This is a genomic window from Streptomyces sp. NBC_01445 (assembly GCF_035918235.1).
In the GTDB taxonomy this organism is placed as follows: domain Bacteria; phylum Actinomycetota; class Actinomycetes; order Streptomycetales; family Streptomycetaceae; genus Streptomyces.
Window position 1 is genome coordinate 459,686 of sequence record NZ_CP109486.1, and the last position, 12,977, is coordinate 472,662.

Annotated in this window: 8 protein-coding genes and 3 pseudogenes; 6 read left to right on the top strand and 5 right to left on the bottom strand. The window is 68.0% G+C overall.

Annotation, left to right across the window (positions count from 1 at the left end):
• Positions 1-4: 4 nt before the first annotated feature.
• A complete protein-coding gene (locus OG574_RS50270) occupies positions 5-1,177 on the bottom strand; it encodes an RNA-guided endonuclease InsQ/TnpB family protein (protein WP_326779064.1) in 1,173 nt (390 codons plus the stop codon).
• Between the two features lie 240 nt (positions 1,178-1,417).
• Between OG574_RS50270 and OG574_RS50275 the strand changes: the two are divergent.
• Positions 1,418-2,055: pseudogene (locus tag OG574_RS50275) on the top strand (ISL3 family transposase); the annotation flags it as partial.
• A gap of 171 nt (positions 2,056-2,226) precedes the next feature.
• Here the strand turns inward: OG574_RS50275 and OG574_RS50280 are convergent.
• The gene (locus tag OG574_RS50280) at positions 2,227-3,657 is read right to left on the bottom strand and encodes an endo-1,4-beta-xylanase (RefSeq protein ID WP_326779065.1); all 1,431 of its coding nucleotides are present in this window, start codon (positions 3,655-3,657) and stop codon (positions 2,227-2,229) included.
• A 682-nt stretch (positions 3,658-4,339) separates the two neighbouring features.
• Between OG574_RS50280 and OG574_RS50285 the strand changes: the two genes are divergently transcribed.
• Positions 4,340-5,806 carry a non-reducing end alpha-L-arabinofuranosidase family hydrolase gene (locus OG574_RS50285; protein WP_326779066.1) on the top strand — a complete coding sequence of 489 codons (1,467 nt, stop codon included), beginning with the start codon at positions 4,340-4,342 and terminating at the stop codon, positions 5,804-5,806.
• 184 nt (positions 5,807-5,990) lie between these two features.
• Here OG574_RS50285 and OG574_RS50290 read toward each other — a convergent pair.
• Positions 5,991-6,158: pseudogene (locus OG574_RS50290) on the bottom strand (OsmC family protein); the annotation flags it as partial.
• Between OG574_RS50290 and OG574_RS52990 the strand changes: the two are divergent.
• From OG574_RS52990 to OG574_RS50305, 3 genes and pseudogenes are all read left to right on the top strand, one after another.
• Positions 6,153-6,512 (top strand): annotated as a pseudogene (locus OG574_RS52990) (SMI1/KNR4 family protein); the annotation flags it as partial. The pseudogenes OG574_RS50290 and OG574_RS52990 sit on opposite strands and share 6 nt — an antisense overlap.
• Positions 6,493-6,897, top strand: coding sequence for a lanthionine synthetase LanC family protein (locus OG574_RS50300; RefSeq protein WP_326779067.1), 405 nt, complete (start codon positions 6,493-6,495; stop codon positions 6,895-6,897). The pseudogene OG574_RS52990 and the gene OG574_RS50300, both read left to right, overlap by 20 nt.
• Before the next feature lie 162 nt (positions 6,898-7,059).
• Entirely contained in the window at positions 7,060-7,527 is a 468-nt protein-coding gene (locus OG574_RS50305; protein WP_326779068.1) for a lantibiotic dehydratase C-terminal domain-containing protein, read from the top strand.
• Positions 7,528-7,657: 130 nt separating this feature from the next.
• Here the strand turns inward: OG574_RS50305 and OG574_RS50310 are convergent, their stop codons facing one another.
• Positions 7,658-7,894, bottom strand: coding sequence for a hypothetical protein (locus OG574_RS50310; protein ID WP_326779485.1), 237 nt, complete (start codon positions 7,892-7,894; stop codon positions 7,658-7,660).
• Between the two features lie 97 nt (positions 7,895-7,991).
• Positions 7,992-11,633 (bottom strand): LamG-like jellyroll fold domain-containing protein, encoded by a 3,642-nt coding sequence (locus OG574_RS50315; RefSeq protein WP_326779069.1) that lies wholly within the window; start codon positions 11,631-11,633, stop codon positions 7,992-7,994.
• A gap of 301 nt (positions 11,634-11,934) precedes the next feature.
• On the opposite strand from OG574_RS50315, the gene OG574_RS50320 reads away from it, so the two are divergent.
• Positions 11,935-12,948: a LacI family DNA-binding transcriptional regulator gene (locus tag OG574_RS50320; protein WP_326779070.1), complete on the top strand. Its 1,014-nt coding sequence runs from the start codon at positions 11,935-11,937 to the stop codon at positions 12,946-12,948.
• Positions 12,949-12,977: the final 29 nt, after the last annotated feature.

Here is a 12,977-nt window from a genome sequence, read left to right on the forward strand (position 1 = left end):
GGACTCACGCGATGAGGGTGAGTTCAGGGGCCGTTGACTGAGCCCCGCAGACCCACACGTACCACCCACGGTGGGCGATGTTGTGGGACGCGTTGTGGTCCGCGTGCTCAACGAAGCCGCAGACCCGGCACGCGAAGACGGCCTGGGCGGGCCGGTTTCCGCGTTCGGTGTGATGGCACAGGGAGCATTCCTGGCTGGTGTAGGCCGGGTTGACGTACACGACGGGCACCCCGGCCCGCTTCGCCTTGTAGGCGATGAAGGAGCCGAGCTGGGCGAATGGCCAGGAGTGGAGCGTGGTGCGTTGGGGCTTTCTCAGCCGTGCCCGCTCGCGGATGCCCGTGAGTGTCTCCAGGGCGATCCCGCGACCGGTGCGTTCAGCCTCCGCCACGATCCGCTTCGAAATCTTGTGGTTGATGTCCTTGTTCCGCCGGGCTTCCTTGCCCGCGTGCTTCTTCGCCCGCCGCTTGGCGGACTTGGTGTGCTTCTTCTGCAGCTTGGAACGCAGCTTGCGATCCTGTTCCCGCTTGCGGTTGACGCGGCGACCGCAGTGTCGGGCCCCGTCGGAGGTGACCGCGATGTTCACGATCCCCAGGTCGACTCCGAGGAATCCGACCGGGTGGGTGTTCGGGGCGGCTTCGGGGATCTCGCAGGTCGCGATCAAGAACCACTTCCCGCCCTGGAACACCAGGTCGGACTCACCCCTGCGGTGCGCAGCCAGGACCTCCAGCTGCCCGGCCTGCCCGGTGAACGCCACGCCCTTCAGCCGGCCTGCCATGGACCAGATCGACACCGTGCGTGCCTGGTGCTGCCAGGACAGCATCCGGTCGTCGTACGGCTGCGCCGCCTCGGACCGGAAAACCACCGGCTTGCCCGAGGCGCGGGCGTGCCGCTTCGTGCCGGGCCGCCCGTAACGTCCCGCCCGGAGGTTCGCCTTCAAGGTGGTGTAGGCGTCGCAGGTCTTCTTGATGGCGTGCTGGGCGGCCTGCGCGCCCAGGCCCCACCTGACCCGGATCTCGGCATAGGTGTGCTTGCGGAGCTCCAGCGGACGCAGCGCGTTTTCCTCGAATGCGACGTACGCGGCCCAGGTGGCGGCCTCGTTGCAGGCGTGCAGGGTCGCCTCAAGTGCCGCCGCCTGTACGGGCGTCGGCAGCAGCTTCACCCTCACCACCAGCTTCACGATCAGCGAACCTATACACCCGGACGAAGACCCACCACACGTTCACCCCACCTCACCCGAACGAGCGAAACCCGCCCCAGCCCTGCCCGCGCACACCGCCGTGGCCCGGCTCCGCCGGAACGCCCCGGGCCGCTCCGCGGCCGTGATGGCCTGCGGCACGTCACGGCGACGCTCCGCGTCGCACCCCGTGGATGCGATTCCTCCCGGGCGTAAACGCCCAGGGTTCCTCGCAAGAATCCGCTGAACACCGTCAAACGATACGCCCGCGCCGACCAGCCCGAACGGATGCTCCGCGCCCCACAAATATCGCGCCAGCCTCGTCGACCCCTACCGCGAGCACCTGCGCAAACGCCGGGCCGAAGACCCTGCCGCCCCCGTCGGGCACCTCTTCGACGAGATCACAACCCTCGGCTACACAGGCCCCCTCAACCTCCTTCACAAGTACATCAACCAGGGCCGCGCGGACGCAGACCGCAGCCACATCTCACCGCGCCGACTCACCCGGATGCTGCTGAGCAGACCCGACAACCTCAAGGCCGAGCACCGAGACCTCCTGGACCGGCTCACCGATGTCTGCCCCCGAGATGACTCAACTAGCCGCCCACATCAAGGCGTTCGCCCAGCTCCTGCTACCCGCCCCAGGGAAAGCCAATGCCCTTGAGTACTGGATCGCCCAGGTCCGCACAGCCGATCTGCCGCACCTGCACGCCTTCACCCGGGGCCTCGACCGAGACCATGACGCCATCACCGCCGCTCTCACGCTCCCGTACAGCAACGGGCCCACCGAGGGCGTCAACACCAAGACCAAGCTGATCGCACGGCCGATATACAGCAGAGCTGACTTCACCCCCCTCCGCCACCGCATCCTCCTCGGATAGTGACACCCTCCGTCACCGAAAGTGAGACAGGGCCGTTCTTCTTACAGTCCCTGGAGGCCGGCGTTGACCGCGGTGAGCAGGCCGATCCCGAAGGTCGCCACCACCCTGGCGCGACCCGGGACCATCAGCGATGTCTTCGTGGAGGGGCGGGAGCCGCACCGTAGGTCTTCATCAGGTGCGGGTCCAGCGCTGATTGCTGGCGTTCGAGCAGGTGTAGAGCTGGATCAGGGTGCCGTTGGCAGTACCGGCCGAGACGGCGTCGAGGCAGAGGCCGGACTGGACGCCGACGATGGATCCGTCGGAGTTGAGGCGCCATTTCTGGTTGTCGGCGCCCCAGCAGCTGTAGATCTGGACTTTGGTGCCGTTGCCGGTGCCGCCGGCGTCCAGGCACTTGTTGCCGTAGACCCTGAGCTCACCGGCGGCGGAGTACGTCCACTGCTGGTTGGTGCCGTTGTCGCAGTCCCACAGTTGGAGCTGGGTGCCGTCGGTGGTGCTGCTGCTGGGCACATCCAGGCAGCGGCCCGACCCGACGCCCTTGATCTGTCCGGAATCCGAAGGGGGTGTGGTGGAGCCGCCGTTGAGTGCGTTGAGGACGGCGGTGTACGCGGGCTTCTTGCTGCCGTCGCCGTTGAACAGCAGCGGCGTGTCCTGCGAGCGCCAGGAGTCGGTGTCGCGTACACCCCAGACAGTGATGCCGAGGCAGCGCGAGACGGCCAGGCAGTCGTTGGTCACGTTGGCGTAGGTCGTGGACGAGGCGCCCTGGATGTCGAGTTCGGTGATGGCCACGTCGACGCCGAGAGCGGCGAAGTTCTGCAGGGTGGTGCGGAAGTTGCTGTTGTAGGGGCTGCCGCTGTTGAAGTGCGACTGGAAGCCGACGCAGTCGATCGGCACGCCGTGCTGCTTGAAGTCCTTGACCATGGCGTACATGGCCTGAGTCTTGGCCCAGGTCCAGTTCTCGACGTTGTAGTCGTTGTAGCAGAGCTTGGCGGCCGGGTCGGCGGCGCGCGCGGTGCGGAAGGCGACCTCGATCCAGTCGTTGCCGGTGCGCTGCAGGTTGGAGTCGCGCCGGGCGCCCGAACTGCCGTCGGCGAAGGCCTCGTTCACGACGTCCCACTGGGCGATCTTGCCCTTGTAGTGGCCCATCACGCCGTTGATGTGGTCGATCATCGCCTGGCGCAGGGTGCTGCCGCTGAGGTTCTGCATCCAGCCGGGCTGCTGGGAGTGCCAGGCCAGGGTGTGACCGCGGACCTGCTTGCCGTTCTGCACCGCCCAGTTGTAGACGCGGTCACCGGCGGTGAAGTTGAACTGGCCCCGCTGCGGTTCGGTGGCGTCGATCTTCATCTCGTTCTCGGGCGTCACCATGTTGAACTCACGGCCCGCTATCGACGTGTACGCCGAGTCGCCGAGCCCGCCCGAGGCGATGGCGGTGCCGAAGTAGCGGCCGCTCTGTGCCGCCGCGGCACCGAGCGCGCTCTCGGCGGCGTGTGCTCTCGGCGGTGCGGCCAGGGCGCCGACCGCAACCAAGACGCCGACGACCAACGCCAACAGCAGCCCGCGGGTCTTCCGGCGGATGTCGGGTCTGGAAAGGGCGTACGAGCCCATGACTGTGCCTCCAAGGTAGAAATCACGGAAGGGCTGAAGCGCAGGGGTCGACCGGCACGACAGGACTCCATCGCGGCTCAGCCGGGGAACCACCACGCGGCGTCGCGTACCTCTCCAACTGCGCGAAGAGCCAGGATGCGTGGGTGCGAACCTCACCGGAACGAAACGGGGTGGCGCAGGTGCTGTGGTGCGCGGATCTGCCGCGCGGCTGTGCGTGGACGTGGATCTGCCGTGCAGAACAGAGCATCCAGGGTCAACATGGTTCGAAATCCCGGACGATGGCCGGTGTCTCAGACAGGGATGATTGAGGTATTGACGATGGATCGTCAATACTCCCGCAGAAGAAGTTTCCGTTCCTCGTCCGAAACTTTCCGAAATCCCAGCGAGTCAGCGGCGAACTCCTGACGCCACGACCGGTGGACGCCGTAAGGCCGGTTCGGGGTGTTGTGCACGGTATTTCCAGTCGGCACGACAGCCTGTCGAGCCCAACGGGGTGGCGCCGTTTGTAGACAGATCGGCAACAGGCCTTGACCGGAGGGCCTCTCATTCCTAGCTTGTGGCGTCAATGAATCCGGGAACTTTCCGAAAAGTTTTCGGGATCGCCCCCGTCCCCCTACCCCCGGCGTGCCCGCTCCGCGGTTCATCGGGGCCACCTCGCCCTGCCCCTCAAGGAGTCCCTCTGATGTGGTTCCGCCAACCGTCCTCGGTCCGCCTGAGACGTTTACTCGCCGTCCTGGCGCCCTTCCTGCTCGTGGCCACCTTCCTCGGTGCCCATCCCGCCAGCGCGGCGACCGTAGACACCAACGCCTCGTATGTGCTGGTCAACCGCAACAGCGGCAAGGCCCTGGATGTCTACAACTTGGCGACCGCCGACGGCGCCCGCATCACCCAGTGGACCAGGAACGATCAGAACCAGCAGCAGTGGCAGTTCGTCGATTCCGGGGACGGCTACTACCGCATCAAGTCCCGCCACTCGAGCAAGGTGCTGGACGTCCACAACTGGTCCGCCGCGAACAGCGGCGCGATCGTCCAGTGGACCGACCTCAACGCCACGAATCAGCAGTGGCGGCTGGCCGACAGCTCGGACGGCTACGTGAGGCTCATCTCGCGCCACAGCAACAAGGCCCTCGAGGTACAAGGCGCCTCCACCGCCGACAGCGCGAACATCGTCCAGTACGACGACTGGGGCGGCACCAACCAGCAGTGGAAGCTCGTCAAGGTCGGCGGGGACACTCCCGGCGCCTGCGATCTTCCGTCGACGTACCGCTGGACCTCCACGGGTGCACTGGCGCAGCCCAAGCCAGGATGGGCCTCGCTCAAGGACTTCACCGTCGTCCCGTACAACGGCAAGCAGCTCGTCTACGCGACGACGCACGACACGGGGACGAGTTGGGGTTCGATGAACTTCGGCCTGTTCACCAACTGGTCGGACATGACCTCGGCCAGCCAGAACACGATGTCTTCCGCCACCGTCGCGCCCACGCTCTTCTACTTCGCGCCGAAGAACATCTGGGTGCTCACCTACCAGTGGGGCGGGACCGCCTTCTCCTACCGGACGTCGAGCGACCCCACCAACCCGAACGGCTGGTCATCACCGCAGGTGCTCTTCTCCGGAAGCATCACCGGCTCCGGAACAGGACCCATCGACCAGACGCTCATCGGTGACGGGACGAACATGTACCTGTTCTTCGCCGGTGACAACGGCAAGATCTACCGGGCCAGCATGCCGATCGGGAACTTTCCGAGCAGCTTCGGCGCGAACTCGACAGTGGTCATGAGCGATACGACGAACAACCTGTTCGAAGCCCCGCAGGTCTACAAGCTCCAGGGCCAGAACCGCTACCTCATGATGGTCGAGGCGATCGGCTCCCAGGGCCGCTACTTCCGCTCGTTCACCGCCACCAGCCTCAACGGCTCGTGGACACCCCAGGCCGCGACCGAGAGCAACCCCTTCGCCGGCAAGGCCAACAGCGGCGCCACCTGGACCAACGACATCAGCCACGGCGAACTGCTCCGCACCAGCGCCGATCAGACCATGACCGTCGATCCCTGCAATCTGCAGTTGCTCTACCAGGGACGCAGCCCCAACTCCGGCGGCGACTACGGCCTCCTACCCTACCGTCCGGGTCTGCTGACACTGCAGCGCTGACAGCGTGACACGGGTCCGGCCCCGGTAGGGAGCCGGCGGGGCGGGCTCGGCGAAAGGCCGAGCCCGCCCCGGTCGCGCGACAACGCCGGGCACATGTGCACTGATACTGCGCCCGCGACGCGGCGGAGTGCCTGCTACGCGTCCGGGTCGCGCGCGATCCAGCCCGGTGAATCGAGCCGGATCGCACCGTCCCCCACCAGGGCGTGCCCGCCTCGACGGTCCGGCTGACCGTGCGCAGCCGGTCGTGCGAGGTCTTCACCGCCCGCGGCAGGATGGCGCGGGCCCGATCGCCCGAAGGACCGTCCGGGAACGTGACGGAGAAGGTGACCCCGAGGTCCGACATCCGATTGGCGCTCCGCCGTCGTACGCGGTCCTCAAGCCCGGCGCCTCCGACGACGAGATCGTGGCTCTGGAAGAAGCCTTCGGCATGAGCGTTCCAGAGGAGTTGAAGGCGCTGTGGCGGCTGTCCGTCGGTGAGAGCGGCGTAGACGGTTCGGATCTCATGCTGGGCGGCTGGGCCCTGATGCCGCTCGACGCCGTGATCGAGGTCTACCAGATGCAGATGCGGTTCCAGGAGGAGAACGGCGCGGACGACACCGAGGACACGCTGGTGCTGTGGAAACCATCTTGGATACCGTTCTGCTCCTTCAACCCCGACGACACCGTCCACGGCCTCTCCCTGAACGGTGAGAGCGGGGAAGTGTGCCAGTGGACGGATCTGCGCCTGGTTCGACGAATGGGAACAGCCCTCCCCCGCCGGTCCCTGGTGGCCGCGGTGGATCACGCTGGGCGAGCTAGCCGAACACCGCCCTCTTCAGGCCGGACCATCCCGGCCGTCCTGGTGCTACGGCACTTCCGGCATCGCCCGCGCACTCCAACTCGCCGCGCTCGCCACCGGCAACCGGACCCGACGAGCCACCGCGGAGCGCGCCCTCATCGGGTGCCTCGCCGACGAAAGGCAGGTGCGCCAGATCATCGACACAAGCCTGTGCCATGGGTGGCCGGTTTCGTACACACGCTCTGGAACGCCGCCCGCGACGCCGCCGACCCTGAACTCGTCGCCGCTCCCGACCTGCTTCGCACCCTGCTGAACCAAACAGCCACGCAATACCGCGGCGGGCCGAGGGCAACGGCTTCCTGGAGGGCGATGCCGGACTCACGCTCGCCCTGCATTCCATCGCCACCGACAACGCCCCGCGCAGCGGATGGGACGCCAGCCTCTTGCTCAACTCGCCCTCCCGGAGGGACAACCGGTGACCGCCCCACAAGCGTACGAGGCCGTCCTCGCCGTCCTCAGCGGGAAGCCGCTCGAAGACGTCGCCCACTCCACCGGCATCGAGCCTCAGGACCTGGACGATGCCCTCGCCCTCTTCCAGCAGGCCGGCCGCATGGCCCTCGCCGACCAGGACACCAACCGCGGCTGGTTCATGGCCCGCATCCGGTTCCACGACCAGTCGGCATCCGACCAGGTCGTCCACGACCACCTCCTGCCCCTGCTCCACGCCGCCCAGGACCAAGGGCTCCTCAGCCAGTGGTGGTTCATGCGGAAACCGCCCGGCTGGCGCCTGCGCTTCCTGCCCTCCCCGGCGCGGACCCGAGCGAGATCCGCGATGCCATCAGCTACCGACTCGGTGCCATGGCACTGCGCCATCACATCGAGAGCTGGACCACCGCCACGTACGAGCCCGAGACCCCGGCCGTCGGCGGAATCATCGGAATGAACGCGGCCCACGCCCTCTTTCCACGCCGACAGCACGCACATCCTGACCTCATACGCAGGCGCCCCCGAGCCGCCCCTCGCCCGTCGGGAGATGTCCGATCGGGGTGACCTCGTCGTCGGACGTCAGCTCCTCAACCGGGATGGCGCAGGGGTTGACCGCTTTGCCGCGGGCGGCTGGTGCAGGCCTCGCAGACGTTGATGCCGCAGCCGGACTTCGGTCCGGTGACACCCAGAATGTCGCGCAGCACCCACTGCGGAACGGCCGGGACGGTCGGCTTGGGGTCGAAGGAGATCGTGCCATGGTTGATCGGGAAGCTGGTTGGCATGGTGCCGGTGGCCCTGCCGTATGCGCCGGCGACCGTCGCCATGGACGCGGCGACGCCCAACTCGCCCGCGCACGCGAAGCCGGGCGGGCGACCAGGTCGACTCGCCCGGCTTCGCTTCCCCTGCCGCGGCGCACCTACCTCACGACACCTCGCGTGCGTAGGGCGCAACCGCGATCCGGTCGATCAGCGGGGCGTAGCGGGAGCGGAGCAGGGTGTCAGGGAAGGTGTCCGAGGCATAGGTGGTGCCGTCGAAGTTGGGGAGTTCCTCGGAGCGGAAGGTGAGGGTGTTCTCGCCCTTCTTGAGGTGGACGGGGACGGTCAGTTCCCAGAAGTTGTTCTTGTGGAAGGTGTGGGGGAAGCCGACGCGCCGGGCCGCGCCGCCGTTGACGGAGAGGTCGGCGTGGCGGGCGAGAGGGTCCGGGTTGTAGTGGGTGGCCTCGGACTGTTCGGGGTTGGAGTAGCGGATACGCAGCGCGTACAGGCCCGCGCGATCGGCGGGGACGGTGAAGGTCGCGGTGTTGCCGTTGCCGGGGTCGCCGCCGATGCCGGTGATCACCGTGCCGTCGGTGGCGTGCGAGAGCGGTGTCAGTGTGGCCGAGCCAGCGAGCGCCGCGTCCTGAGCCTCGTACGTACGGGGCGTGAGCGTGCCCTCGGTGGGTGTGACGGTGAGGCGGTCGAGGAGGGTCGGGGTCGAAGTCCCCGTCAGCGTCACCTTGTTGAGGCCGCCGGAGAGGGACACCGCCACGCTCTGGTGCTTCTTGGACAGGCTCAGGACGTCGTGCCCGTTGACGGCGAGTCGGGCGCCGGTGCCGACGAGTGTGTCGACCTTGAGGGTTGCCTCGCGGTCGGCTGGTGAGGAGACCCAGAACGTGGCCGTCTGGTTCTTGGCGAGGCGGGCCGCTCCCGATCCGGTGTCGTAGACGGGGCGGGCCCCGCCGCCCAGCCAGGCCAGTTCGCCCTCGTGGACCTGAGTGGTGGCCGACGGCGTGGGCAGCGCGAGGGTGAGGCGGTCGACGATGGCGTCGCCCTTGGTGGCGCGCTTGCCGTCGAGGCTCTTCGCGGCGAGCGTCAGGGTGTGCTTGCCCTTGGTGAGCTTCACCTTGGTGTCGGCGTGGTCCCAGACCACCCATTTGTAGCCGAGCGGCAGGTTCAGTTCCTGCTCGCTCGCCGCTTCGCCGTCCACGCTCAGGAACACGTTCGTGGGGCCCTGTTCCTTCACCTTGTCGTAGGTGTTGAGGGAGTTGGCGAAGACGCTCAGGTCGTAACGGCCGTCCTCGGGGACGTCCACCGTGAAGTCGAGGGTGACGTCGGAGCCGGTGCGCAGGCCGCCGACGTCGTAGCCGCCGGAGGTGTAGAACTTCGAGACGTCGGAGGTCGATCCCTCGGGGCCGTTCTTCGTGTACCCGGACCCGGTGTGGGCGGCGTCTTCCGCTTCGTACGACGCCTGCCAACTCACCGGCGGGGACTGGGGGTTGGTGACCCTTCCGGTGGACGGGCCGAGGATGATCTCGTACGCCGACGACTCCTTCAGCCTCGGCAGCGCGCCGTCGCCGAAGTCCACGGTCGCCTTGCCGTCGTCGGAGACCTTCAGGTCCGTTTCCGTGAGCAGTTTCGGGCCTGTGTTGTCGCCGATCTGTCCGCTCCAGTCGATCTCACGGACCCAGGCGTGCACCTGCTCTCCGAAGAGCTTCTTCGGGATGTTGTCAACCGTGATGTGGCCCTGGCCCGTGGAGCCGCCGAAGAGGAGGCGGGCCTGTCGCTTGTCGCGGTCGAGGGTGGCGACACCCTGCATCGTGTAGTTCTGGCCGGGGAAGGGTGGCGTCACCTGCACCGTGTGCCCGGTCATGGAGGCGTACGCATTCAGCAGCCACCACTGGCCGTTGCCGCGGTTGGACTGCACGGCGGAGTCGGAGAGGTTGCCGTCGATGTTCCAGTACGCGATGTCGGCGTCGACCTTGGACTCCTCGATCGCGGAGACCCACTGGATCATCTGGCCGGGCACCGAGGTGTGGTAGTTGAAAGCGTATTCGTTGATGTTGACGGGGAGTTGAGTGCCTTCCCTGTCCGTCCCCTTGAACAGGTCCTTCTCCCACGTGCGGTATGTGGCGACGCTCTGGCGCACCGCTTCCGGGTGGCTGAGCTCGTGCCAGGTGATCACGTCGGGGAGCGTGCCGGTGGCCAGGGCGTGTGTGAGGAAGCCCTTCACCTGGGAGTACAGGACGCTGGTGTTGGGGCCCGCGATCCGGGCGTCCGGCATCCTGCCCTTGATGAGCTTGTACGCGTCGCCCCAGGCGGCGAAGTACGCGTCCGGGTCGCTGAGCCAGCTGACCTTGTCGTAGCTCCACTCGCCGGTGCCGAACATGTTGCCCTCGGGCTCGTTGAACGGCACGAAGACGATGTTGTCCTGGTACTGCTTCGGCAGTTGGAGGACCTGGTCGACCTGCTTGGCGATCTTCTCCTTGTAGAGCTTCAGCTTCTCCTCGGGGGTGTCGCCCGGCCACTGGTACGGGAAGCCGCGGTGGATGTCGGTCATGTAGATGTACACGTCGCCGTCGGTCGAGTCGGCCAGCGGCTTGACCACGTCGAGGGCGTCGGCGCCCGGGTGTTGCGGGCCGTCCTGTGCCTTGGTGGAGACGGTGCGCAGGCCCATGCCCTCGATGAGGTTGTTCGTGGGGACGTCTGGTCCGTAGACGCCGTAGAGGGTGCCGGAGGCGCCGCCGTGGAACGCGCCCGTGTTGGAGCCGAGGTCGACGGTGAGTGCGCCCTCGCGGACCACGGTGACCGTTGCCTTCACCGCGCGTGCGGCCGCGGTGCCGGCGACCGTGAAGGCGCCTGGTCGCGCGTACTTGTCGGAGGGCACGGCGTCCCAGGTGACGGGTGCGTCGCGCTCGTAGCCGTCGGAGTAGGACGAGCGGACGGCCGCTGGCAGCGACGGGGCCGTACCCGTCGTCGTACGCACGTCGAAGGTCGTCTTCGACAACTCCGTGAGGGTCGGTAGCTGTCCGCCGACGGTGTCCGCCACCTGCTCGGGACTGAGCGCCGCATGCCACACGGTGAAGTCGTCGATCGCGCCCTTGAAGAGGGGGTCCGCGTAGAAGGACTTGCCAAGGTAGCCGGCCGTCGTCGCCGAACTCCCCAGCAGATCCTTTGCGTTGACGGTCGACTTGGCGGAGGAGACCGGCACGCCGTCGAGGTACGTGGTGACCCGCTGGGCCGCGGTGTCGAGGGTGACGGTGATCGTCCGCCACGCGTCGGCGGGGAGCGGGGCGTACCCGGACACCTGCGCCTCCGCGCCGCCTCCGCCGGTGGTCACCGAGGTGCGGAGCAGCCCGTCGCCGTTGTACGGGGTCGTGAACAGGTACTTCGACGTGTCGGTGCCCAGGTCGAAGGCGCGCTGCCAGGGGGCCTTGTCGCCGCTCCACTTCACGCGCGCCGAGACCGTCAAGTCAGCGCTGTCGGCGAGGACTTCGCGGGGCAGACGGACGTATGCGCCGTCGGACGTGGACGCGCCGCCGGGCAGGGCGAGGGCCTTGCCGCCGTCGGCGCCGGTGACGGACTGGGCGGTGGAGCCGTTGACCAGGGTCGCCGTGCGGCCGTTGCCGGACGCGTCGGTGATCTTTCCGGAGGCGAGGTCGTCCTGGTCGAAGGTGTAGTGGACGGCCGGCCCGGGCGGGTCGGCGGCTTGCGCGGGGGCGGCCGGGGCGGCCAGCAGGCCCGCGCCGAGGGCCAGGGTGACGGCGGCCGGGGCCCGGCGCCGGGATGGTCTGTCAGCGGATGACATGGATGAGTCCTCGTCTTCGACCGGTGCGGGTGAGGTGGGGGAACTGCCCTGGTGCGGGGACTTGTTGCGGCGCTGAAGCCAGTACGGGCGCCGGAAGGATCAGTTCGTCGAACCGGTTCGGCAAGCTAGCACCGGGCGAAGACGCCTTCAATCCCTCGCGCAAAACGAACTTTCCGCCATTTCAGGCGAGTTGGTAGGTCATGCAGGGGGTCTTGACAGGCGTACAGCCCCTCCCTACGTTCACTCCACGCGAACCGGTTCGACGAGTGGCCGGTGTCCGCTCGTCCCGTGAGGAGTTGCCGTGAACATTGGTGAGATAGCCCGGCTGGCCGGTGTCTCGCGCAGCACCGTGTCGTACGCGCTGAGCGGCAAGCGCCCGGTGTCGGAGGAGACGCGCCGCAAGATCCAGCGTGTCGTCGACGAGCTCGGCTACCGGCCGAGCGCCAGTGCGCGGGCTCTCGCCAACGGGCGCACCAGCACGATCGGTCTCGTCTTCCCGCCCGCCGGGAACCACTACACCGGCATGCAGCTGGACTTCATCGGCAGCGTGGTGGAGGCCGCCGCGGCCTGCGACTACGACGTACTGCTGTCCCCGAGCGGCGCGGACAGCGACCGTTCCTTCCAGCGGCTGCTCGGGGAGCGGCGGGTCGACGGCGCGATCCTGATGGAGATCCGGCTCGAGGACGACCGGGTGGACCACCTGGCCTCGGTGGGTTTCCCGGCGGTCGCCATCGGCCGGACCGCGCACAACGACGACGGCTGGTGGGTGGGCCTGGATCACACGGCGCTGGCGGAGGCGTGCGTGCACCACCTCGCGGACCTCGGCCACCGCCGCATCGCCTTCGTCAACAGGCCCGAGCAGCTGCTGCGTTCGGGATACGAGTCGGCGCACCACGGCCTGGAGGGCTTCACCAAGGCCGCCGCGGAGCGCGGGCTCACGGTCCGCGCGTACTGCTGCGGGGACGACGCCGCGTCGGGGCAGAGCTGCGTCGAGCGCATCTTGCACGACGACCCGGCGACCACGGCCCTGGTCACACTGAACGAGGCGGCGCTGGGCGGCCTGTACCGCGGGCTCGCCCGGGCGGGCCGCCACGTGCCGCGCGACTTCTCCGTCACCGGCGTCGTCGCCAGCCGCTGGGCGGAGACCGTGACACCGCAGCTCACCGCCGCCGACGTACCGGCCGCCGAGATGGGCCGGCTCGCCGTCGATCTGTTGATGGAGCGGCTCGATCAGCCCGACGCACCGGCCCGGCACCATCTGCTCACGCCGCCGATCTCGCTGCGGGCCAGCACCGGGCCCGCCACCTCCGACTGACCTACCCATCCCCTCCGCCCGGCCCCGTT